Source organism: Dryocola clanedunensis subsp. sulfonylureivorans (assembly GCF_016756775.1).
Classification (GTDB): Bacteria; Pseudomonadota; Gammaproteobacteria; order Enterobacterales; family Enterobacteriaceae; genus Dryocola; species Dryocola clanedunensis.
In genome coordinates this window covers 37552-61338 of the sequence record NZ_JAERMU010000010.1, presented here as the reverse complement: position 1 = coordinate 61338, position 23787 = coordinate 37552, and the positions used below count along the sequence as shown (strand labels likewise).

Here is a 23787-nt window from a genome sequence, read left to right as displayed (position 1 = left end):
GGGCCGAAGCCCGCCTCACCGGAAGAGTTAATCCGTCATCATTGGCAGGTTGAGCCCTTGTTCCCTGGCGCATTCAATCGCAATGTCGTAGCCTGCATCCGCATGGCGCATCACGCCCGTTGCCGGATCGTTGCCCAGAACCCGGGCGATACGCTCGGCGGCTTCGTCGGTGCCGTCGCAGACGATGACCACCCCGGAGTGCTGGGAGAAGCCCATGCCCACGCCGCCGCCGTGGTGCAGGGATACCCAGGTCGCGCCGCTGGCGGTATTCAGCAACGCGTTCAGCAGCGGCCAGTCGGAAACCGCGTCCGAGCCGTCCTGCATCGCCTCGGTTTCACGGTTAGGGCTGGCAACGGAGCCAGAATCAAGATGGTCGCGACCGATAACAATAGGGGCAGAGACTTCACCGCTGCGCACCATTTCGTTAAAGGCCAGCCCCAGACGCGCGCGCTGCCCCAGCCCCACCCAGCAGATACGGGCCGGTAAGCCCTGGAAGCTGATGCGCTCGCGGGCCATATCCAGCCAGTGGTGAAGATGCTCATCGTCGGGGATCAGCTCTTTGACTTTGGCGTCGGTACGGTAGATATCTTCTGCGTCACCGGAGAGCGCCACCCAGCGGAACGGGCCAATACCGCGGCAGAACAGCGGGCGAATATAGGCGGGAACGAAGCCTGGGAAATCAAAGGCGTTTTCCACCCCCATCTCTTTGGCCATCTGGCGGATATTGTTGCCGTAATCAAAGGTCGGGACCCCCTGCTGCTGGAAGGCGAGCATGGCTTTAACATGTTCGGCCATGGAGGCTTTAGCCGCTTTGATCGTTTCTGCAGGCTGGCTTTGAGCGCGTTCGCGGTACGCTTCCCAGCTCATGCCCAGCGGCAGGTAGCCGTTAAGCGGATCGTGCGCGCTGGTCTGGTCGGTCACCATATCCGGGCGAACGCCACGCTTCACAAGCTCAGGTAAAATTTCGGCCGCGTTGCCGTGCAGCGCAATAGAGACGGCCTTGCCTTGCGCCGTATAGCGGGCGATACGCGCTAACGCGTCGTCCAGATCTTTCGCCTGCTCATCCACGTAGCGGGTACGCAGACGGAAATCGATACGCGACTGCTGGCACTCAATGTTCAGCGAGCACGCTCCTGCAAGGGTCGCGGCCAGCGGCTGCGCACCGCCCATCCCGCCCAGACCGGCGGTCAGCACCCAGCGCCCGCGCAGCGTCCCGTTATAGTGCTGGCGTCCTGCTTCCACGAAGGTCTCGTAGGTGCCCTGCACGATGCCCTGGCTGCCAATATAGATCCACGATCCGGCGGTCATCTGGCCATACATTGCCAGACCTTTAGCATCCAGCTCGTTGAAATGCTCCCAGTTCGCCCAGTGGGGAACCAGGTTCGAGTTAGCGATGAGTACGCGTGGTGCAAAGCTGTGGGTTCTGAACACGCCCACCGGTTTGCCCGACTGGATCAGCAACGTTTCATCGTCGTTAAGCTGTTTCAGCGTCTCGACGATTTTGTCGTAGCACTCCCAGTTGCGGGCCGCCCGGCCAATGCCGCCGTAGACCACCAGTTCTTTCGGGTTTTCAGCGACATCGGGATCCAGATTATTCATCAGCATCCGTAATGGGGCTTCAGTGAGCCAGCTTTTGGCGTTCAGCTCGGTACCGCGGGGTGCCCTGATTTCAACATCGCGAAAACGGGTTGTTTGCTTACTCATGCGCTTTCCCTTCTTATCGGTTATCGGTTGCATGTTACTGAGGTGTTAACTTTTTTTGGTGCAGCTTTATCTTGTATATACATGATAAGCACAGAGGATGCCAGATTAACAATTAATTAAAATAACCAATCAAATTCAACAGATTAACAAAACAACCAAAAGCAAGGGACTGGAAAACCTCATAAAAACGCCTAAGGATTGAACCATTAAAGTGCAAAAAGTGGCGTCTATGCCTCATTTTTGCGCACAAGATCATTACAAAGACATAACATTTATGCTTTTATTGCTTAAGCTTTGCCCACATCAAGAGAAAAATGGGCGGCATGTCCACCCAGAATAAAAAGCTAATAATCTGTATATAAACGATTTATAAAGAGGAAGGCGAAGAGTGACCATCAGGGATGGCATAAACTTTGCACTTGTACATACAAGACTGTACATGCAGATAGCTAAACAGAACGCTTTATCGCCCTGTTCACTCCGCGGGGCGGGAACACAACACGCAACGTCCAGAGGTGTGAAGATGATTACCTTCCAGAATGTGACCAAGCACTACGGAAACGGCTCGCTAGTCGTAGACGGCCTCAGCCTGGTAGCGCCAGGAGGCAAAATTACGGTATTTGTCGGCCCATCCGGCTGCGGGAAAACCACCTCGTTGCGGATGATCAACCGCCTGGTCGAACCTTCGGGAGGCCAAATACTGCTTAATGGCGAAGCCACCGACCAGATGGATACCGTGCATTTGCGTCGCCGCATCGGCTACGTCATTCAAAATGCAGGTTTATTCCCTCACAAAAACATCATCGATAATATCGCCACTACCGCGATCCTGAACGGTGCCAGCAAGAGCAAGGCGCGTGTCAGAGCCGGTGAACTGCTGGAAGTGGTCGGGCTGGACCCAATCATCGCCACGCGCTTTCCCTGGCAGCTTTCTGGCGGCCAGCAGCAGCGCGTCGGCGTCGCCCGCGCGCTGGCGGCAGATCCGGAATTTATGCTGATGGACGAACCCTTTAGCGCGGTCGATCCCGTGGTGCGCGAACAGCTACAGGAAGAGTTTCTGCGTATTCAAAAAGAGGTGAGTAAAACCATTATCATGGTCACTCACGATATCGATGAAGCCATGAAGCTTGGCGATCTCGTCGCCGTCCTCAGGCCCGGCGGCAAGCTGGCGCAGCTCGCCACGCCCGGCGAGCTGTTAAATACCCCCCAGAACGATTTTGTGGCGGACTTTATTGGCCGTGACAGAGGCTACCGCAAACTTAGTTTTCATACGACGGACGCCGCTTCCGCCCTGCAAAACGAACCCTGCGCGGAGCTGGACTGCACGCTGGAAGAAGCCAGACGCAAAGCGACCGACCGCTGGCTGCTGGTGACCCGGGGCGGTAAAGCCTTTGGCTGGTTCGATACCCATCAGCAGGTGTCCTCCATCACCCTCGATAACATTAATCTGGGGGCGACCTTCCACCAGCAGGGCGGCCCGCTGCGCCATTTGCTGGATGCCGCCCTTAGCTCGCCGAACCATCGGGCCATTATCGTCGATAAAGAGCTGGCACCTGTCGGTTCGGTTCTTCTGGAACAGGTCGTTGAGATGTGTAAATCAACGCGTCAGGAGGCACGATGAGATTTGACTGGCTCTGGGCGCAAAGTGACAAAATCTTCAGCCTGCTGCTCTGGCACTGTTACCTCTCCATCGTGCCGGTAGTCATCGGGCTTATCCTGGCGATCCCCGTCGGATGGGGAGTGAACAGCCTCCCAAGGCTCAAGGCCGTGATCATTAACCTGTTTGGTTTGCTCTACACCATTCCCTCGCTGGCGCTGTTTGTGCTGCTGCCGCCGCTGCTGAATACCCAGATTCTGGATCCGATCAACGTGGTCGTCGCGCTGACGGTTTACAGCTTCGCGCTGCTGGTCCGCACGGTCTGTGACGGGCTGGATTCCGTCTCTACCGACACCCGCCAGTCCGCCGCCGCCCAGGGCTACAAGCCCCTGCAACAGTTTCTTCAGGTCGAGCTGCCGCTGGCCGTGCCGGTGATTGGCTCTGGCCTGCGCGTCGCCGTGGTGTCGAACGTCAGTATTGTTTCCGTGGCTGCGCTTATCGGCGCGCCGCAGCTCGGCTCCCTGTTTACCCAGGGCTTCCAGCTGCAATTCCTGACGCCCATCATCGCCGGGATCGTGCTGAGCATCCTCCTCGCGCTGCTGCTGGATCGCCTGGTGGTTCACGCCACCCGTCAATTAAGCCACTGGCAACCCCTGAGAGGATAATGATGATTAGCTGGTTCCTGGATCCCACCCACTGGTTTGGGGATGACGGTATTTTTCCTTTGCTGTTGCAGCATATCGGCTACAGCGCCGTCGCCCTGGTTATTGCGTTCGCCATCGCCTTTCCCGTCGGCTGCTACACCGGCCATACGGGCAAGGGGGAGGCATTCTTAATTGGTACGACCAATGCGCTACGCTCCCTGCCCTCGTTCGGTTTAATCATCCTGCTGGTGATTCTACTGGCCGGCTCTTTTGAATCTGACATGGCGTTTATCGTGCCCTGCATTCTGGTGCTGGTGGCGCTGGCGCTGCCGCCTATTGCGCTGGGGGTTCATGCCGGTATCCGTTCGGTCGATCCTTCCGTTCATGACGCAGCCAAAGGCATGGGCCTGACGCGGCTGCAGATCCTCGCTCAGGTAGAGCTGCCGTGTGCGCTTCCGCTGATTCTGTCCGGCGTGCGCAGCGCCACGCTACAGATTGTTTCCACGGCCACCATTGCCGCCTATGTCTCTCTGGGCGGGCTGGGCCGCCTGATTATTGATGGACGCGCCGCCAACGATTTCAGCCAGATGGCGGCGGGAGCCACCCTGGTGGCGCTGCTGGCGCTGCTGATCGACGGCTTCTTCTCCTTCTCGCAGAAAATGGTCGTCTCGCCCGGTATCACCCGGCGCGTAAAACACTGATACCCCTGACCGCTCTTAAAAGGATCTCAAGATGATGAAAAAATATGCTCTGACGCTCTGCTCCGCGCTGCTTCTTTCGGTAACCTCCTCCGTCTGGGCTGCATCAAAAATCATCGTTGGCTCCGCCGACTTCCCCGAAAGCCAGCTGCTCGGCACGATTTACGCAGGGGCGCTCGAAGCGCAAAACATCCCGGTGGAGAAAAAACTCAATATCGGCAGCCGCGAAGTTTATATCCCGGCGCTGCTGGACGGTTCTGTCACCTTTATTCCGGAATACAGCGGCGCGATGCTGAGCTACCTGGACGCCAAAAACGAGGCGCACGGCAGTAAAGAAGTTGCCGCCGCGCTGGCGACGAAGCTGCCGGCGAAAATCAAAATGCTGGATATCTCGCCGGCAGAAGATATCGACGTGCTGGCGGTGACGCAAAAGACCGCCGCGAAGTACAAGCTGAAAACCATCGAAGATCTGAAGCCCATTGCCGGTCAGCTGGTGCTCGGCGGCCCGGCAGAGTGGAAAACTCGCCATGAGGGCATATCCGGGCTACGTGAAGTTTATGGCCTGAACTTTAAGCGTTTTAAAGTGCTGGATGTGGGCGGGCCGCTGACCCTGAGCGCCATGAAAAACAACCAGGTGCAGGTGGCCGACCTGCTTTCCACCACCCCGGCAATCAAAAAAGATCGCCTTGTCGTGCTGGAAGATACTAAGCATCTGTTTGCGGCACAGAATATCGTTCCCCTCGTCGCAGACGGTTCGCTGGACGGCAGCGCAGCGGCGATTGTGAATAAAGTTTCCGCCCAGTTAACCACCGACGACCTGATCGACATGAACGAGCAAATGGCAGAGTTTGTCGGCGTTGATGAGGTGGCCCACCAGTGGCTGCTGAAACACGGCTTTGCGAAATAAGGACCGACAATGACAACTGACCTGGGCTGTATCACCTTAGGTGGCGGGCCGTGCACAATTGAAGAGATTGTGCGTATTGCGGACGGGGCAGAGGTTTTTCTGGAGCCGCACGCGCTGGAGAACATGGCTGTCGTCAGCCAGTACATCCGGCGGGCCATTCAGGAAGAGCAGGTTATATATGGGCTGACGACGGGGGTGGGCGATCTGGTTACCACCCGGCTCTCCGCCGGGCAGATAACGGATACTCAGCTCAACATGCTGCGCAGCCACGCCTGCGGCGTCGGTGCTGCTCTGACGATGCGTGAAGTGCGGGCCACGATGGCGGTGACGCTGAAATCGCTGCTTCAGGGCTACAGCGGCGTCACTCCGGCGCTGGCGCTGCGCATGGCCGATATGCTGAATAAACAGGTCACGCCCTGGTCGCCATCAGGGGGATCGGTCGGCTATCTGATTGCGACAGCCCATATCGGCCTGTCGGTCTTTGGTGAAGGAAAATGCTGGTATCGGGGGGAGCTGCTGCCCTCGGATCGGGCACTGGCGCTGGCGGAAATCCCGCCGTATCTCCCAGGCCCCCGAGAAGGCCACGCGCTGGTGGGCGGCACCTATGAAATTACCGCTCTGGGCTGCCTGGCGGTAGCAGATTTCCAGCGGCTGCTGCCGGTGGCCGATATGGCAGGCGGCATGTGTCTGGAGGCGCTGAAGGGCAACACCCGTGGCTACGATGCTCGTCTGCACGCCCTGCGTCCGCATCCCGGCCAGCAGGAAACGGCGAAAAATCTGCGGCTGCTGCTGAGCGGAAGCGAGATACTGGAACGCTATCGTGAACACCGAATTCAGGATGCCCTGAGCTTACGCTGCATTCCCCAGATCCACGGCGCGGTGCGTGACCAGCTGGCCCACTGCCGCCAGGTGATGACCATTGAGCTAAATTCGGTGACGGATAATCCGCTGTTTCTGATAGAAGAAGAGCGGCTTACCGTGCTGCCGGGCGGCAACGGCCACGGCGCGCCCGTCGCGCTGGCGCTGGATTCGCTGGCCGTCGCCATCGCGCAGCTGAGTAGCGCATCCCAGGCCCGCTCCGACCGCATCACCAATGTGCATCTTAGCGGGCTGCCGGCCTTCCTGGTTACGCCGGGCAGCGGCTGTTCCGGGATGATGATCCCGCCTTATGTCGCCGCGGCGCTGGCGGGTGAAAATCGCAGCCTGGCAGGCCCGGCGAGTATCCACACGGTGCCTACCTGCGCGGGCCAGGAAGATCATGTCAGCATGGGAGTGTCGGCGGCCCGTCAGGCTCTGAAAGCCGTAGAGAACGCCGTAGATATTGTGGCGATTGAGCTGCTGTGCGCCTGTCAGGCGCTGGAATTCCACCGTCCGCTACGGGCCGCGGTGGGAAGCGAGGCTACGCTTGCCATGGTTCGCCGGGCGGTTCCCTTCCGGGAAAAAGACACCGCGCTGTACCCTGACATGCATGCGCTGCGCTCTCTGATTGTTGAGGGGGAATTAAGCGAGATGCTGCAGGAATTGTGTAGTCAACAGTAAAGAGATGACGCCACGGAGGACGAAGGTCTGTCCGCGGCGTTATTTATTCAAGAGAGTAATGCAGGCAAGACGTGCTTCCGGGGATCCGCTGTTGACGTCCAGCGTTCCCGGCTCGTCCACCAGCAGGCTGTCATAGCGATCCAGCCGATAATCCTGCCCCGCGATCTGAACCCGCACGGCAGAGCCTGCGTTGAACAGCACGCGTAATCCGCCCTGATAGTCCCACTCCGCAGAGCGGCACCAGGTCACCGTGGCCTGCATGGCCGCCTCACGGTAAATCACGTTAAAGTCCAGCAGCGGGCCGCCGACTATCTCGCAGGAAACGCTGCTTTCGCCGTTAAAATTCAGCGCCTGAAACGGAGGTATCAGCGGGCTGCGCTCCGCCTCTATCGTCAGGTACATCCCTTCCCCTTCCAGCACGCTGATACTGCGCAGGTAGCCGGGAAAACTCGAAAACGGGCCAGAATCACGAATGGTCGCCAGCGAAATCCGCCAGTCGTACTCTCCGGCTTCGGGAAAACGGCTGACTTCACGCGTGACCCCCAGGCCATTCTTCCAGGGCATCTCGATGTGTTTTTTTGCAGGGAGCAGGCGGATCATTTGCGCATGCTTCCTTCAAGACGGTAGCGCGACCCCGGATAGACCAGGCGCACGCTGGTAACAATTTTCTTATCCTGACGGCCAGTCCAGGTCCGTCGGTTCACCATCAGGCAGGGGGTATGCTCTTCTATTTCCAGGTAAGCACACTCCGTACGGCTGACGTTCACCGCCTCGATAACGTGCTCGCCTTCAACAATGGGCGCAATAGATGACAGATAGGCATTGGGCGTGATGCGGGTAAAGTCCTGCTGCAAATAGTCCGGCACCACCAGGGTGTTCACCAGGCGATCTTCGAGCATCACCGGCACGCCATTTTCATAATGGCAAATCAGCGAATGGTAGAGCGCGCAGCCCTGCTGCATGCCAAAGCTAAGCGCCTGCTGCGCATCGGCTTCTATTTCAGTCAGACTAAAGACTCTGGCGTGGTGACGATGCCCCCGGTTGGCGATCTCATCGGCAATATTGTTGATTTCCAGCAGCGCTGACTGACCGCGGATCTCCGCCACAAAAGTCCCCACGCCCTGCATACGCACCAGAAGCCCATCCGCCGTCAGCTCACGCAGCGCACGGTTGACCGTCATCCGGCTGTAGCCAAACTGGCTCACCAGCTCACTTTCGGAAGGGACACGATAGTTAACCGGCCAGGCACCGCTGTGGATCTTGGTTTTGATCATCGCCTTCACCCTTTCATAAAAAGGGGCCGGCGGCTCTTGCAGTGCATCCTTTGAAACCGGGTTAGTCAGGTCGTTTTGCGCCATGAATGCTTCCTCAATCTGATGACGTAGAAAGTTTACTCTATGGCCTGTTAGATGTATATCTATGTACATGTATATACATTTACAACAAGCTGAATACAAGGTGATAACATGACGGTCTGGTTCGCAAAGAAAGCGCTCTTGCCTGATGGCTGGGCAAACAATGTCAGCATAACCGTGTCCGATGAGGGAATCATCACGGCCCTGGCGAAGGAAACCAAACCCGCGCCGCAGGCCACCCTCATCAACGGCGTGGTAGTGCCGGGCATGCCCAACCTGCATTCTCATGCCTTTCAGCGGGCGATGGCCGGCCTCACTGAGGTGGCGGGAAATCCCTCTGACAGCTTCTGGACCTGGCGGGATCTGATGTACCGACTGGTGGATAAAATCTCGCCTGAACAGTTAGAAACCATCGCCAGCTATCTGTATATCGAAATGCTGAAAGCGGGCTATACCTCCGTCGCTGAATTCCACTATCTGCACCACAGCAATACCGGCGCGCCGTATGGCGAACGCGCTGAGCTGGCGCTGCGGATATCCAGCGCGGCGAGCACGGCGGGCATTGGCCTGACCCTGCTGCCCGTTCTCTACAGCCATGCCGGATTTGGCGGGCAAACGCCGAGCGCCGGGCAGCGCCGTTTTATCAACGATACCGACGGCTATCTGGCGCTGTATGAGACGCTCACCGCCCGTCTGTCCCGTGAGCCGATGCAGCGCACCGGGCTGTGCTTCCATTCACTGCGGGCCGTGACGCCGCAGCAAATCGACACCGTTCTGAACTGCCACCCTGGCCAGCAGCCGATCCATATTCACATTGCCGAACAGCTTAAAGAGGTTGAGGATTGCCAGGCCTGGTCCGGCGAGCGTCCGGTTGACTGGCTTTACAACCATGTCCCCGTGGACGAGCGCTGGTGTCTGATCCACGCCACGCATTTGACCCCGCAGGAGACGCAGAAAATAGCCGCCTCCGGTGCCGTCGCAGGGCTCTGCCTGACGACAGAAGCCAACCTGGGTGATGGCATCTTCCCGGGCGTAGAGTATCTGGCCCATCAGGGCCGCTGGGGAATTGGCTCCGACAGCCACATCAGCGTCAGCGTCACGGAAGATTTACGCTGGTTCGAGTACGGACAGCGATTGCAGGCGCAGCGCCGCAATCGGCTGTATACGCCGGCGGAGGCGAATATTGGCAACGTGCTTTATCACGGAGCGCTGAGCGGCGGCGCAAAGGCTCTGGGGCAGAACATCGGTAGGCTAGAGGTGGGTTATCGTGCGGACCTTCTGGTGCTGGACGACCGGGATCCGTTTATCGCCAGCGCACAAGACCAGATGCTGCTAAACCGCTGGATCTTCGCCTGTGCCGGCAACCCGATTCGGGCGGTCATGACCGGCGGGCAGTGGGTGATTCAGGAAGGACGGCACAGTAAAGATGAAGAGATCGGCTGCGCGTTTACGCAGGTGATGAAGGAATTGGTGGTCTGAGCAAGGCTTCAAAAGCAAAGAGATCCGGCTGCGGATCTCTTTTGCAGGTGTAACGAGACGGAGATTATATCGCCGCGTCGTCTTCTTCGCCGGTACGGATACGCACCACGCGCGCCACGTCAAAGACGAAGATTTTACCATCGCCGATTTTACCGGTTTGCGCGGTACGGGTGATGGTATCGACGCAGGTATCGACGATATCGTCGGTCACCACAATTTCAATTTTTACCTTAGGCAGGAAGTCGACCATATACTCCGCGCCGCGATACAGCTCGGTGTGACCCTTCTGACGGCCAAAACCTTTCACTTCCGTAACCGTCATACCGGTGATGCCCACTTCTGCCAGCGCTTCGCGCACGTCATCCAGTTTGAACGGCTTAATAATCGCATCAATTTTTTTCATGGTTTTCTCTGTCATTCCCGCACAACTTGTGTGTGCTGCAAGCTTGGTAATCGGTTGCTCAAATTAACACAGACTACTCTTTAAAGTCATTGGCATCGAGTTCATGCCGGGAGAGTAATTTGTAGAATTCCGTGCGGTTGCGCCCTGCCATTCTCGCCGCGTGGGTCACGTTGCCTTTGGTGATTTGCAGCAGCTTGCGCAGATAGTTCAGCTCGAACTGGTTGCGCGCCTCGACAAAGGTTGGCAGCGCGGTATTTTCCCCTTCCAGCGCCTGCTCCACCAGCGCTTCGCCGATCACCGGGGCCGACGTCAGGGCCACGCACTGTTCAATAACGTTAACCAGCTGGCGCACGTTGCCCGGCCAGCTGGCGGCCATCAACCGCTTCATGGCATCCGTCGAGAAGCTGCGCACAAACGGCTTGTGGCGATCGGCGGACTGGCGCAGCAGATGGTTCGCCAGCAGCGGGATGTCTTCGGCTCGCTCATGTAACGCCGGGATTTTCAGGTTGACTACGTTTAAGCGATAGAACAGATCTTCGCGGAACTCCCCGCGCTCCATCGCCTTCGGCAAATCCCTGTGGGTTGCAGAGATAATGCGCACGTTGATATCCAGATCCCTGTTGCTGCCCAGCGGGCGCACTTTGCGCTCCTGCAATACGCGCAGTAACTTCACCTGCAATGGAATCGGCATATCGCCAATTTCGTCGAGGAACAGCGTGCCGCCTTCTGCCGCCTGGAACAGGCCTTCACGGCTGCTTACCGCACCGGTAAACGCGCCACGCGCATGTCCAAACAGCTCCGACTCGAGCAGCTGTTCCGGGAGCGCGCCGCAGTTGATGGCAATGAAAGCATTTTTGCCGCGCGGGCTGGCGTTATGAATGGCCTGCGCCAGAATCTCTTTGCCGGTGCCGCTCTGGCCGTTAATCAGCAGGCTGACATCCGACTGCGCCACCATACGCGCCTGCTCTAACAGGCGAAGCATGTTCGGGCTGCGGGTGACAATGGTTTCGCGCCACATGTCATCACCTGCGGCAACCGTATGCTCCAGCGCATTATCAATGGCCTGATATAACGCGTCTTTATCGACAGGTTTGGTAAGGAAGCTGAACACGCCCTGCTGGGTTGCCGCTACGGCGTCCGGAATCGAACCATGAGCGGTGAGGATAATTACCGGCATCCCCGGCTGTAGCTTCTGAATTTCGGCGAACAGCGCCATGCCGTCCATCTCGTCCATGCGCAGGTCGCTGATAACCAGATCGATCTTTTCACGACCCAGCAGCCGCAGTCCTTCCGCGCCGCTCTCCGCCGTGGAAACGGTGTAGCCTTCGCTGGTCAGACGCATACCGAGCAGCTTTAACAAGCCCGGATCGTCGTCAACCAGCAGTAGTCGGGCCGGTTTGCGCTGCGTCATGGTTTAGCCTCCTGCTCGGGTTTTTCTGCGTCCTTAGCTGGCGCAGGCTTAGCGATCTCGTCGTCAGCATCCCCTTGTGCCGCTGAAGCCGGCGCTGCTTTATCCGCGCCTTTAGGGTTTTCGGGCATGTAGCTGCCGGAAGGTTTGCGGCTGGAGAGCTGACGCTCAATGTCCGTAAGGTTTTCGAGTTTGCGGGTGGTCAGATCCAGCTGGCTGCGCAGGCGCTGCTGCTGCTCGCGCAGCGTGTCCAGCTCACCATCCGTCGATTGCTGGAGCTTGCTGTAGCGGCTGCGCTCATCAGAAAGATCGAGCAAAGAGGCCTGGCCATCGCGCCAGACCTGGAAGAGTGGCCGCACCTGAGGGGGCACCTCGCCGGTCATCGCGTCAAGCTTAGTCATATAGCGACGGCGCTCGGTGGGCGTGATTTTGGCATTGGCTAACAAAATGCCGCGCTTGAAGGTGTCCTGCCAGTTCTGAGCCTGCCAGCGCCGGGCTTCCGCGCGGGCTTCCGCAGGCGGCAGGCGTTCTGCACAATCCATACCGCGCAGCCAGAACAGCGGGTTATTCAGCGATTCATGGGCCTGGATGTGCCAGATCTCCATACAGTCGGTAGAGAGGTAATCCGCCAGCTGCTGCTCAGGTTCCTGAGGCTGATGTGGCTGTTTGACTAAACTGGTCACCGCGTTTTGCACACAGCCTGCGAGCAGTAACGGCAGCAGCATTACGCCAACGCGGCGACGGAAATTAGTGACTTTCATTGTTATTTATTCTCGGGGAAAACAGGCAATTCGATACGGAAACAGACGTCCGTCGTGTCATCATCAACCAGATGCAGCTCGCCGTGCATACGACGAATACAGTCCTGGGCGATGCTCAGCCCCAGGCCACTGCCTTTGACCGCACCTTTACGTTGTAAGCTGCCCTGATAAAAAGGCTCAAAGATCATCTCCCTTTCGGTAGCCGGAATAGGTTGTCCCGTGTTGGCTACCTCGATACGCAACACCTGTCCATTTTGGGTGCTACGCAGATAAATGGTACCGGATTCACTGCCATAGTGCACCGCATTGGAATAGAGATTATCCAGTACGCTCATCAATAGCACAGGCTCAGCAAGGCAAGCCACCGGGCTAAGATCGCACTCGGTACGCATCATTTTAGCCCTTGCTGGTAAACTATGAGCGGAGATCACCACTTCTACCAGCGGCGCCAGCTCAACTTTCTCAAGTTCTACCTGGCCATCGGCCAGCTTGCGGTTGTAATCGAGCAGCTGTTCAATCAGCTTTTGCAGATGGCGGCTGCTGCTGTCGAGGATCTCCACCACCTCTTTCTGGTCCGCCGTCAGCGGCCCGGCGACCTGGTCGGCCAATAATTCTGTCCCTTCCCGCATGCTGGCAAGCGGCGTTTTCAGCTCATGGGAAATGTGCCGCAGGAATTCGTGACGCTGTGATTCGAGCCAGGAGAGCCGCTCGCTCAACCAGACGATACGCTGCCCAACAGAGCGCAGCTCGCGCGGGCCTTTGAACAGCACTGAATCGCCAAGCGAGCGCCCTTCGCCCAGCAGGTTGATCATTTGTTCTATGCCCTTCACCGGGCCGATAATCATGCGGGTAAAGACGATGACCAGCCCGAGGCTCAGCAGGAAGAGCACCAGCGCCTGCCAGCCGAAGAACTGTCCACGCTCGGCGATTTCCTGTTGCAGCTGCTGGCCGCGGGAGAAGACCACCGCGCGTGTCGCCTGCACCATTTCAGCATTGGCGTTGGCGAAAGTTTCGAGATGTGCCGCAGCCGTGGTATCCGGGCCGCTATTTCTGCATTGCAGAAGAGCAAGATTGTTCAGCGACTGACGCAGGGTCTGATAGAGATCTTCGTCGGGCAGCACGTCAGCGTGAGCCTCAAGCATTTGCGCGTAGCGCTTGCGCTGCCCCTGATAAACCTTTGCGAGGGTCGCGTCGTCCAGTACGCAATACTGACGGTAGCTACGCTCCATTTCGAGAGCGGCATTGGTCATCGCTTCGCTGCGGCGCGCATCAATAAGCGTGGTGCGGTTGGTCTGGGCGGCCTGGGCGCTTAACGCATTCAGACTCTGCCAGGCCTGCCACGCCAGCACCAGCAGCGGCACCAGCACCAGCAAAAAGGCCATCATCACGAGCTGACGTAGCGAACGGGGGAAAAAGTGCCACTGGTTCAATAGCTTCATCTCATTCTACCTGTGAGACCTGATGCTAGCTGGGATTGGCGGGAGTTGAAAGGCTTGAATGCAGGAATTGTTATTCGGCAGCTTAACCACAAAGAAGGAAAAACCACGTTTTTTCCTTCTTTGTCAGAAACGACAAAGGCAGAGATTTTTCTCTGCCTTTGCTTTCGGAAACAGGCGGTGCCTTACTCAACGTTTCGCCCGGAGTATGCCAGGTCTCGAAGACTATTGGCAAAAGGTGGACGGCAGGCACCTTGAGTGCGTCATTCGATGGTTTATGTAGCGCGCTCTGTAAACAGAGGTCTGACATAAGAGAGTGAATGAGCCACTGCTTATATTAATGCACTATGCGTGCCAGTTTTCCACAAACATACATATACGCATGATTTTAAATGAATTTAATTATTCAGCGCCAAAAACCGATCTGAGCAAAACTCGCTCACTGTGTCGCTAATCAGCTACACCTAAAGGGTACTCATATTAAATCATTTAAAAACAACCAGTTAAATGTCTCCATTTGGAGACGGTAAAAATCAGGTTATGTCGGGATTTGCAGACAGGGAGGAAACGATCCCCTTTCCCTTGAGGGAGAGGGTCAGAATGAGGGGGAATATTAAGTCATGGCGCAGGGCGTAAGCTGGTTACGCCCTCACCCGACCTTCTCCCCCAGGCGAGGGAGAAGGACTGTGCGGTTAACCCAACTGCTTACGCGCGTTGCGGAAGATACGCATCCATGGGCTGTCCTCGCCCCACTCTGCCGGGTGCCAGGAGTTGCTCACGGTACGGAACACACGCTCCGGGTGCGGCATCATGATGGTGACGCGCCCGCTTTCGTTGGTAACCGCCGTTATCCCGTTTGGCGAGCCGTTCGGGTTCGCAGGATAGTTCTGCGTCACTTTGCCGAAGTTGTCGATAAAGCGCAGCGCCACCAGCCCTTTGCTTTCAAGCTGGGCCAGATGGGCGGCGTCACGCACTTCCACATGGCCTTCGCCGTGGGAAACCGCGATTGGCATGTGGGAGCCAACCATGCCCTGCAGCAGCAGGGACGGGCTGGAGGCCACTTCGACCAGGCTGAAACGCGCCTCGAAACGGTCTGACTGGTTGCGCACAAAGCGCGGCCACAGATCGCTGCCGGGGATCAGCTCGCGCAGGTTAGACATCATCTGACAGCCGTTGCAGACGCCCAGCGCCAGCGTTTGCGGACGATGGAAGAAGGTTTCAAACTCGTCGCGCACGCGCTCGTTGAACAGAATGGACTTCGCCCAGCCTTCACCAGCGCCGAGTACGTCGCCGTAAGAGAACCCGCCGCACGCCACCAGCGTCTGGAACTCCTCCAGGCCACGGCGCCCTGCCAGCAGGTCGCTCATGTGCACGTCTATGGCGTCAAAGCCCGCACGGTGGAAAGCCGCAGCCATCTCTACGTGGGAGTTAACGCCCTGCTCACGCAGCACGGCCACTTTTGGTCGCGCGCCCGTCGCGATAAACGGCGCGGCGATATCTTCTTTGATATCGAAGCTCAGCTTCACGTTCAGGCCAGGGTCGCTGTCGTTCGCCTTCGCTTCGTGTTCCTGGTCGGCACACGCCGGGTTATCACGCAGGCGCTGCATCTGCCAGGTGGTTTCCGCCCACCACATACGAAGCGTGGAGCGGCTTTCGCTGTAGACCGCATGTCCGTCAGACTGGATGGTGAAACGGTCGCCGGCGGCTGCTTTACCGATAAAGTGAGAGCAGTCAGCCAGACCATGATCCGCAAGGATTTGCTCAACCGCAGCGCGATCCGCAGCTTTCACCTGGATAACCGCGCCCAGCTCTTCGTTGAACAGCGCGGCCAGACGATCGTCGCCCAATGCGGCAATATCGGCTTCGATGCCGCAGTGGCCGGTGAAGGCCATTTCAGCCAGCGTTACCAGCAGGCCGCCGTCGGAACGGTCGTGGTAGGCCAGCAGTTTCTGCCCGGCCACCAGCACCTGCATGGCTTCATAGAAGCCTTTCAGCTGAGCGACGTTGCGCACGTCCGCCGGCTTGTCGCCGAGCTGACGATAAACCTGAGAAAGCGCCGTTGCACCCAGCGCGTTGTGGCCTGCGCCCAGGTCGATAAGCAGCAGGGCATTGTCTTCGGTGCTCAGCTGCGGCGTGACGGTACGACGGACGTCTTCCACGCGGCCAAAGGCAGTGATCACCAGCGACAGCGGAGAAGTCATCTCGCGCTGTTCGTTGCCTTCCTGCCAGCGGGTTTTCATCGACATGGAGTCTTTGCCCACCGGAATGGTGATGCCCAGCTCCGGGCAAAGTTCTTCACCCACGGCTTTCACCGCTTCGTAGAGGCCAGCATCTTCGCCCGGGTGTCCTGCGGCAGCCATCCAGTTAGCGGAGAGCTTAATGCGTTTCAGCGAGCCAATCTGCGTCGAGGCGATGTTGGTCAGCGCTTCGCCTACCGCCAGACGGGCAGAAGCCGCAAAGTCGAGCAGCGCGACTGGCGCACGTTCACCGATGGACATCGCTTCACCGTAGTAGCTGTCCAGGCTGGCGGTTGTGACCGCACAGTTGGCAACCGGGATCTGCCACGGGCCGACCATCTGGTCACGGGCAACCATACCGGTCACGCTGCGGTCGCCGATGGTTATCAGGAAGGTTTTTTCTGCCACCGCCGGCAGATGCAGAACGCGATTTACCGCGTCGGCAATCGTTATACTGCTGCTGTCGAGCGCGTCGCCCTTCGCTTTCAGGGTCTCGACGTTACGCTCCATCTTCGGCGCTTTGCCCAGCAGCACGTCCAGCGGCATATCAATCGGCTGGTTGTCAAAGTGGCTGTCGTTCAGGGTCAGGTGTTTTTCTGCGGTGGCTTCGCCGATAACGGCATACGGCGCGCGCTCGCGGCGGCACAGCTCGTCAAACAGCGCAACCTGCTCCGGCGCGACGGCCAGAACATATCGTTCCTGAGATTCGTTACACCACACTTCCAGCGGGCTCATACCCGGCTCGTCGTTCAGGATATCGCGCAGTTCAAATCGCCCGCCGCGCCCACCGTCGCTGACCAGCTCCGGCATGGCGTTGGACAGACCGCCCGCGCCCACGTCGTGGATAAACAGAATCGGGTTGTCTTCGCCCATCTGCCAGCAGCGGTCGATCACTTCCTGGCAGCGGCGCTCCATTTCAGGGTTGTCGCGCTGCACGGAGGCAAAGTCCAGATCCGCATCGGACTGGCCGGAGGCCATAGAAGAAGCCGCACCGCCGCCCAGGCCAATGTTCATCGACGGGCCACCCAGTACGATAAGCTTCGCGCCCGGAGGGATTTCCCCTTTTTGCACGTGGTCAGCACGGATGTTGCCGATGCCGCCCGCCAGCATGATTGGCTTGTGGTAGCCGCGAAGCTCCACGCCGTTATGGCTGTTGACCTGCTCTTCGTAGGTACGGAAGTAGCCGGTCAGCGCCGGACGGCCAAATTCGTTGTTGAACGCCGCGCCGCCAAGCGGTCCTTCGGTCATGATATCCAGCGCGGTAACGATACGCTCCGGCTTGCCAAAGTCTTCTTCCCAGGGCTGTTCAAAGCCCGGAATACGCAGGTTAGATACGGAGAAACCGACAAGACCCGCTTTTGGTTTTGCACCGCGACCCGTTGCGCCTTCGTCACGAATTTCGCCGCCGGAACCGGTAGCCGCCCCCGGCCACGGAGAGATCGCCGTCGGGTGGTTGTGCGTTTCAACCTTCATCAGGATATGCGCCTCTTCCTGATGGAAATCGTAGCGGCCCGCCTCGTGGTCGGCAAAGAAGCGCCCTACCTGGGAGCCTTCCATCACCGCCGCATTGTCTTTATAAGCTGACAGCACGTGGTCCGGCGTTTTCTCGAAGGTATTTTTGATCATTTTGAACAGCGACTTTGGGGCTCGCTCGCCGTCAATCACCCAGTCGGCGTTGAAAATCTTATGGCGGCAGTGCTCGGAGTTCGCCTGCGCGAACATATAAAGTTCGATGTCATTGGGGTTGCGCCCAAGCTTTGTGAACGCATCCTGAAGATAGTCGATTTCATCTTCCGCCAGCGCCAGCCCCAGACGGATATTGGCTTCCGCCAGCGCGTTGCGGCCCAGGCCCAGCAGATCCACGCTCTGTACCGGAGCCGGCTCGTGGCGGGAGAACAGCTTTTCACCGTCCTCAAGGGAAGCAAAGACGCTTTCCATCATGCGGTCGTGCAGCAGGGCGTTAACGTCCTGCCACTGCGCCTGCGTCAGGGTTTCGCCGCTGACGTAATAAGCCACGCCGCGTTCCAGACGCTTAACTTTTGCAAGGTCGCAGTTGTGCGCGATGTCGGTAGCTTTAGAGGACCAGGGTGAGAGGGTGCCAGGACGCGGGGTAACCAGAATCAGGTGGCCTGTCGGGGCATGGTCAGCAAGGGTTGGACCGTATTTCAGCAACCGTTGCAGGCGCGCGTGCTCTTCATCAGTTAGCGGTGCGTCGAGATCGGCAAAATGAACATACTCGGCATAAATGTCGCTCACCGGAAGGTGGGCGTCTTTAAAGCGGGCCAGCAGTTTGTTGGTACGAAATGCCGATAGAGCGGGGGAACCACGCAGAATTACCATCATCAAAGATCTCTCGTCTTCAAGCGTGAGCGACGCTCACGTGGGCGCAAGGGGAAAACGGGCGTCATTATAGAGAATCCCGGGCCGCGACGAAACCGTTTGCGTAGAAATAAAAGCATTAGTTTTTACGGTATAAAAAATGCGCGATATATCCGAATAAGTTGCTAAGTGGCGCTTAGTTAAGCAAAATGCGCATCAACTTATGACAGAACTACTGTTGGCATGACCAGTTGTTAGCGACCATGTGGCGCATATAAAAATAATAACCATTTGAAAAGATTCAAATTTAATTACCTTCTGATCGGCGTCGTGACCCTGCTGCTGGCCGTGGCCCTTTGGCCTTCCGTGCCCTGGTTCGACAAAGCCGAAAACCGTATAGCCGCCATTCAAGCGCGGGGAGTTCTGCGCGTCAGTACCATCGCTTCTCCGCTAACCTATTCCGTCTTCAACGGGAAAGCCTCTGGCCTGGATTACGAGCTTGCCCAACAGTTTGCCGACTACCTGGGCGTGAAGCTGGAAATCACCGTGCGCCCGACTATCGATGCGCTGTTTGACGATCTCGACAACAACGCAGCCGACCTCCTTGCCGCAGGCCTGGTCTATAACAACGATCGTAGTCAGCATTATCAGGCAGGGCCAACCTATTATTCCGTTTCGCAGCAGATGGTTTACCGCGTGGGGAGTCCCCGCCCGAAAACGCTGGGCGGCGTAAAAGCGAACCAGCTGGTGCTTTCACCCGGCCTCGCCGTGCTGACCGATCTTCAGGCGCTTAAAGAGAGCAAGTATCACGATCTGTCATGGCGCATCGATGATAAACACACCAGCACCGACCTGCTGCAGCAGGTCGTTAAAGGCAACATCGCCTTTACGATTTCCGATTCTATCGCCATCAGCATTTTCCAGCGGGTTCATCCGCAGCTGGCGGTTGCGCTGGACGTGACGGATGAACAGCCCGTGACCTGGTTCAGCCATCGCGATAACGACGACAGCCTGAGCGCCGCCCTGCTCGACTTCTATAACAGGCTGAGCGGCGACGGCACGCTTGCACGCCTTGAGGAGAAATACCTCGGCCACGTTGGCGACTTCGACTATGTCGATACCCGCACGTTCCTGAAAGCCGTGGATACCGTTCTGCCGGAATTACAGCCGCTGTTTGAGAAATACGCCACGGATATCGACTGGCGGCTGCTGGCGGCTATCTCATACCAGGAATCGCACTGGGACAGCCAGGCCACCTCCCCTACCGGCGTGCGGGGTCTGATGATGCTGACCAAAAATACTGCCCAGAGCCTGGGCCTGACGGACAGGCTGGATCCGGAGCAGAGCATCGGCGGGGGAAGTCGTTATTTAAAGGATATGATGGGGAAAGTGCCGGAGACGGTACCGGAAGATGAGCGTATCTGGTTTGCGCTGGCGGCCTACAACATGGGCTACGCCCACATGCTGGATGCTCGCCAGCTGACCGCGAAACTCAAGGGAAACCCGGATAGCTGGGCGGATGTGAAAATGCGGCTGCCGCTGTTAAGCCAGAAGCAGTACTACAGCAGAACAACTTACGGCTATGCACGCGGCCATGAGGCCTACGCCTACGTTGAGAATATCCGTAAATATCAGCTGAGCCTGGAAGGGTATTTGCTGGAAAAAGAGAAGCAGGCGGCGCAGGAAGAGAAATTTGCCGAGGCGTACCCGGCGGTCGCCCCGGTTGAACTGGCTATTCCGCGTTACGGGCCAATTCCTTTAGGGCCTTTTTCTCCAGCCGACGCGCGCGAAAGAAATCACTCAGCATTGCCGAACACTGGTCTGCCATTAAGCCCTCGATAACCTTCACCTGATGATTCATACCAGGATGTCCCAGCACGTCCATCAGGGAGCCAATCGCACCGGTTTTCGCATCCCGCGCACCGAATACTAACGTGCCGATTCGGCTGTGAACCATTGCGCCTGCGCACATCACGCAGGGTTCGAGGGTAACGTAGAGCGTGGTATCTGGCAGCCGGTAGTTCTGCAACACCATGCCGCCCTGGCGCAGCGCCATAATTTCGGCATGGGCCGTCGGGTCATGACGGCCAATGGGCCGGTTCCAGCCCTCACCTATCGCTTTGTTGTCATGCACCAGCACCGCACCGACCGGAACCTCCCCTTCATCCCAGGCACGCTGTGCAAGCGTTAGCGCGTGGCGCATCCAGTATTCATGGGTAAATTCGCTTTCTGACACGGGCAACTCCTGCGGACTAAAGGGCGGCGCATTATACACACCACCCGGAGATTGCGAAACGCGTTACTCAAGTTGCTGAAGCTGCCCCTGCGGCGTGACGCGCCAGCGGTGCTGACAGAAATAGAGTAGCGGGTTGTCCTGGTTACTGTCGCTGTATCCACTGTAGAGCTGGAGCGGCGTGCCAATCTGCTGTTCGAGCTGGGCCACTTTCTCGTGCCCCAGACAGCGCATCGTCAGCACCCAGCCGCCGTGGGATCGTTTGATCTGGCTGGCAATGAGTTTCACCCGCGGCAGCCACGGCGTGTCGTGATAGACCTGCTGAACCAGCGGCTGAGGTGAGCCGGTAATCAGCCAGACATCCGCATCTGAACTGGTGAGATACTCCGTCAGCCGCTGCTGGACGACCGGGAATGCCGTCACGCGGGTGCGAAACCAGGTGACAAAGTTCATCTCAAGCTGCTTGAGGCGGGCTTCGCTATGACCAAAGGTAGCGCTCCACAGCAGCAGGCTCATTGGCCAGCGTGCGGCACGGCCTTTTATCAGCAGCGCGCCACCCACCACCGGCAGGAGCGGAACCACCAGCAGCAGATTGAGGGGCTGGCGACGCAGCAGGTAACGCAAAAAGCTGCCGAACATGTCCTGCTGATGCAGCGTGCCATCTAAATCAAAAAAGACTACCCGGCGCTCACTCTGGTTTGCCAAACGCTTCTCCTCTGGATCGTTCAATCCCATTTGTCCTGTTGATGTGGTTGCGGCGATAACCGTTATCACCAAGCCTAACAGATAGACCGCCACTTTTCCGGTGGCATCCCCCCCCGGGCGTTTGAATATTTAATTCCAACTGGCCTGCCATAAATGGAATTTAACAATCATACCCACAGGGAAAATTACGTTATTATTTAACAATCATACTGATGACCAGCCTGCACCGATTGAGATTCGAAACGCTCTTGCAAATAAATAACAAGGAAAATCAATTAATTGATTTTCGGCTGCTCACCACAAAGAAGGAAAAACCCCGTTTTTTCCTTCTTTGTCAACAACCTCAATCTTATCAGGCTCAGACTCAACGGAGAGAAAATGAACTGTTTACTGCGTATTCGCCAGCGCTATGCCACGCTCGCGCAGAGTGACCGTAAACTGGCAGACTTTCTGTTAGCCAACGCGGAACATGCCCGCCACCTCAGCTCGCAGCAGCTTGCCCAGGAAGCCGGGGTCAGCCAGTCAAGCGTGGTGAAGTTTTCCCAGAAGCTGGGATTTAAAGGCTTCCCGGCGCTGAAGCTCGCCATCAGCGAAGCCCTTGCCAGCGGCCAGGCCCCCCATTCGGTACTGGTGCATAACCAAATCCAGGGGGACGACCCTTTACGGCTGGTAGGCGAAAAGCTGATTAAAGATAATCTTGCCGCAATGCATGCCACGCTTGATATCAACAGCGAAGATAAACTGCTGGCCAGCGTCTCCATGCTGCGAAACGCGCGGCGGGTGCTGCTCGTTGGCATTGGCGCATCGGGCCTCGTGGCGAAGAACTTTGCCTGGAAGCTGATGAAAATCGGCATCAATGCCGTGGCGGAACAGGACATGCACGCCCTGCTGGCCACGGTACAGGCCCTGAACCCGGACGATCTTCTGCTGGCCATCTCCTATTCAGGGGAGCGCAAAGAGATCAATCTGGCGGCAGATGAAACCCTGCGTACGGGGGCTAAGATCCTCGCCATTACCGGCTTTACGCCAAACATCCTGCAACAGCGCGCCTCGCTGTGCCTGTACACCATTGCCGAAGAGCAGGCGACGCGCAGCGCAGCCATCTCTTCTACCAGCGCGCAGATGATGCTGACGGACCTGCTGTTTATGGCGCTGGTGCAGCAAGACTTAGCGCACGCGCCGGGCCGCATCCGTCAGAGCGAGGCATTAGTGAAGAAGCTGGTCTGAGGCATCAAGCCGCCGCGGCGGGGAATTTTTTGTAAAGCGTAGAAAGGCCGACGTCAAAGATCAGGGCGACCTTCTGTCTGGCTTCGCCCGCCGCCAGAAGCCGCCCGGCCTGCGCCCACTGCTCAGAGGTCAGTTTCGGCCTTCGTCCGCCAATGCGCCCCTCCCGCCGCGCCGCCGCAAGCCCCGCCCGGGTGCGCTCCACAATCAGCTCCCGCTCCATTTCGGCCAGCGCGCTCATGACGTGAAAGAAAAAGCGCCCCATCGGCGTGCTGGTGTCGATGCTGTCGGTCAGGCTGCGAAAATTAATCCCCCGCAGGCGTAGCTCTTCAATCAGCAGCACCAGGTTTCGCATGCTGCGCCCGAGCCGATCCAGCTTCCACACCACCAGCGTATCCCCTTCGGCAAGCGCTTTCAGCAGCTTCTTAAGGCCGGGGCGCTCGGCGGTTTTGCCACTCATCTTGTCCTCAAAAATTTGTTCACATCCTGCGCTAAGCAGCGCCTGACGCTGCAAAGCCGTGTTCTGGTCATTTGTTGACACCCGTATATAGCCAATCAGCACGCTTTTCTCCCCGAATAAAAGCAGCCAGCATGCCAAACGGTAGCCCGGGAGTCATTTTCTTAAACCTTGGTTTGGGGGAAGGCTCTGCTTTGCCGGTTGGCGTGCCTGTTCCATGGCCTTCTGCCACACCGCCAGAGGGTTGGCTTAAATGTAACGGCGCGGCTTTCGACAAGACTAAATATCCAAAGCTGGCACTCGCATATCCATCCGGCAGCTTGCCTGACCTGCGTGGGGAATTTATACGTGGTTGGGACGACGGGCGTGGGGCGGATAAAGGTCGTGGATTGTTGAGTGCACAGAACTTTGCAATACAAAATATTATTGGTTCGCTCACGTCAAGATCATCGGCGCTAACAGGCGGAGGGGTTGTAGTTGAGGCAAATGGAGCATTTTCCGTTGCGAAACAAAGTGGTGCTAATTATGTTCAAATGCAGGGAGCCAGTGGTTCATCAGCAGCGGATGTGACGACATTTGACGCGTCACGAAATGTAAATACTGCAATAGAAACCAGACCACGTAACGTCGCATATAATTACATTGTCAGGGCACAGTAATAATTTTTCTGAGTATGAAGGC

General features: G+C 57.6%; 19 protein-coding genes and 1 pseudogene. 9 read left to right on the top strand and 11 right to left on the bottom strand.

Annotated features, from left to right (window positions below; all coding sequences use genetic code 11):
• Positions 1-27 precede the first annotated feature (27 nt).
• Positions 28-1704, bottom strand: a complete 1677-nt coding sequence (gene hutU, locus HYQ67_RS12175; RefSeq protein WP_202303951.1) for a urocanate hydratase — start codon at positions 1702-1704, stop codon at positions 28-30.
• 523 nt (positions 1705-2227) lie between these two features.
• On the opposite strand from hutU, the gene HYQ67_RS12170 reads away from it, so the two are divergent.
• The 5 genes from HYQ67_RS12170 to HYQ67_RS12150 are packed head-to-tail and all read left to right on the top strand — an operon-like array spanning position 2228 to position 7089.
• Positions 2228-3325: an ABC transporter ATP-binding protein gene (locus tag HYQ67_RS12170; protein ID WP_202303950.1), complete on the top strand. Its 1098-nt coding sequence runs from the start codon at positions 2228-2230 to the stop codon at positions 3323-3325.
• The gene (locus HYQ67_RS12165; RefSeq protein ID WP_202303949.1) at positions 3322-3966 is read left to right on the top strand and encodes an ABC transporter permease; all 645 of its coding nucleotides are present in this window, start codon (positions 3322-3324) and stop codon (positions 3964-3966) included. The genes HYQ67_RS12170 and HYQ67_RS12165 overlap by 4 nt, the downstream gene beginning before the upstream one ends.
• A gap of 2 nt (positions 3967-3968) precedes the next feature.
• On the top strand, positions 3969-4646 hold the full coding sequence (locus HYQ67_RS12160) for an ABC transporter permease (protein ID WP_202304062.1): 678 nt from the start codon (positions 3969-3971) through the stop codon (positions 4644-4646).
• A gap of 31 nt (positions 4647-4677) precedes the next feature.
• On the top strand, positions 4678-5550 hold the full coding sequence (locus HYQ67_RS12155; protein WP_202303948.1) for an ABC transporter substrate-binding protein: 873 nt from the start codon (positions 4678-4680) through the stop codon (positions 5548-5550).
• A gap of 9 nt (positions 5551-5559) precedes the next feature.
• Positions 5560-7089: an HAL/PAL/TAL family ammonia-lyase gene (locus HYQ67_RS12150; protein WP_202303947.1), complete on the top strand. Its 1530-nt coding sequence runs from the start codon at positions 5560-5562 to the stop codon at positions 7087-7089.
• A 39-nt stretch (positions 7090-7128) separates the two neighbouring features.
• Here HYQ67_RS12150 and HYQ67_RS12145 read toward each other — a convergent pair whose 3' ends face one another.
• Together HYQ67_RS12145 and hutC are read right to left on the bottom strand one after the other, a co-directional pair.
• Positions 7129-7689 carry a HutD/Ves family protein gene (locus tag HYQ67_RS12145; RefSeq protein ID WP_202303946.1) on the bottom strand — a complete coding sequence of 187 codons (561 nt, stop codon included), beginning with the start codon at positions 7687-7689 and terminating at the stop codon, positions 7129-7131.
• Positions 7686-8447: a histidine utilization transcriptional repressor HutC gene (gene hutC / locus HYQ67_RS12140; RefSeq protein WP_202303945.1), complete on the bottom strand. Its 762-nt coding sequence runs from the start codon at positions 8445-8447 to the stop codon at positions 7686-7688. The genes HYQ67_RS12145 and hutC overlap by 4 nt, the downstream gene beginning before the upstream one ends.
• Before the next feature lie 108 nt (positions 8448-8555).
• Between hutC and HYQ67_RS12135 the strand changes: the two genes are divergently transcribed.
• Positions 8556-9923 (top strand): formimidoylglutamate deiminase, encoded by a 1368-nt coding sequence (locus tag HYQ67_RS12135; protein ID WP_202303944.1) that lies wholly within the window; start codon positions 8556-8558, stop codon positions 9921-9923.
• A 64-nt stretch (positions 9924-9987) separates the two neighbouring features.
• On the opposite strand, the gene glnB is transcribed toward HYQ67_RS12135, so the two are convergent.
• From glnB to purL, 5 genes are all read right to left on the bottom strand, one after another.
• A complete protein-coding gene (glnB, locus tag HYQ67_RS12130; protein WP_202303943.1) occupies positions 9988-10326 on the bottom strand; it encodes a nitrogen regulatory protein P-II in 339 nt (112 codons plus the stop codon).
• A gap of 73 nt (positions 10327-10399) precedes the next feature.
• Complete coding sequence (gene glrR / locus HYQ67_RS12125) at positions 10400-11737, bottom strand: two-component system response regulator GlrR (protein WP_202303942.1); 1338 nt, start codon at positions 11735-11737, stop codon at positions 10400-10402.
• Complete coding sequence (gene qseG, locus HYQ67_RS12120; protein WP_202303941.1) at positions 11734-12495, bottom strand: two-component system QseEF-associated lipoprotein QseG; 762 nt, start codon at positions 12493-12495, stop codon at positions 11734-11736. The genes glrR and qseG overlap by 4 nt, the downstream gene beginning before the upstream one ends.
• 2 nt (positions 12496-12497) lie before the next feature.
• Complete coding sequence (qseE, locus tag HYQ67_RS12115) at positions 12498-13934, bottom strand: two component system sensor histidine kinase QseE/GlrK (protein ID WP_431355438.1); 1437 nt, start codon at positions 13932-13934, stop codon at positions 12498-12500.
• A gap of 689 nt (positions 13935-14623) precedes the next feature.
• Positions 14624-18511, bottom strand: coding sequence for a phosphoribosylformylglycinamidine synthase (gene purL / locus HYQ67_RS12110; protein WP_202303940.1), 3888 nt, complete (start codon positions 18509-18511; stop codon positions 14624-14626).
• Positions 18512-18778: 267 nt separating this feature from the next.
• Here purL and mltF point away from each other — a divergent pair, with 267 nt between their 5' ends.
• Complete coding sequence (gene mltF, locus HYQ67_RS12105) at positions 18779-20329, top strand: membrane-bound lytic murein transglycosylase MltF (protein WP_202303939.1); 1551 nt, start codon at positions 18779-18781, stop codon at positions 20327-20329.
• Here the strand turns inward: mltF and tadA are convergent.
• Together tadA and yfhb are read right to left on the bottom strand one after the other, a co-directional pair.
• Complete coding sequence (gene tadA / locus HYQ67_RS12100) at positions 20220-20723, bottom strand: tRNA adenosine(34) deaminase TadA (protein WP_202303938.1); 504 nt, start codon at positions 20721-20723, stop codon at positions 20220-20222. The genes mltF and tadA overlap by 110 nt on opposite strands.
• A gap of 63 nt (positions 20724-20786) precedes the next feature.
• A complete protein-coding gene (gene yfhb, locus HYQ67_RS12095; protein ID WP_202303937.1) occupies positions 20787-21455 on the bottom strand; it encodes a phosphatidylglycerophosphatase C in 669 nt (222 codons plus the stop codon).
• A gap of 348 nt (positions 21456-21803) precedes the next feature.
• On the opposite strand from yfhb, the gene HYQ67_RS12090 reads away from it, so the two are divergent.
• Positions 21804-22652: a MurR/RpiR family transcriptional regulator gene (locus tag HYQ67_RS12090; protein WP_202303936.1), complete on the top strand. Its 849-nt coding sequence runs from the start codon at positions 21804-21806 to the stop codon at positions 22650-22652.
• Positions 22653-22656: 4 nt separating this feature from the next.
• Here the strand turns inward: HYQ67_RS12090 and HYQ67_RS12085 are convergent, their stop codons facing one another.
• Positions 22657-23211, bottom strand: a complete 555-nt coding sequence (locus HYQ67_RS12085; RefSeq protein ID WP_202303935.1) for a recombinase family protein — start codon at positions 23209-23211, stop codon at positions 22657-22659.
• 62 nt (positions 23212-23273) lie between these two features.
• Between HYQ67_RS12085 and HYQ67_RS12080 the strand changes: the two are divergent.
• Positions 23274-23765: pseudogene (locus HYQ67_RS12080) on the top strand (phage tail protein); the annotation flags it as partial.
• Positions 23766-23787 lie beyond the last annotated feature (22 nt).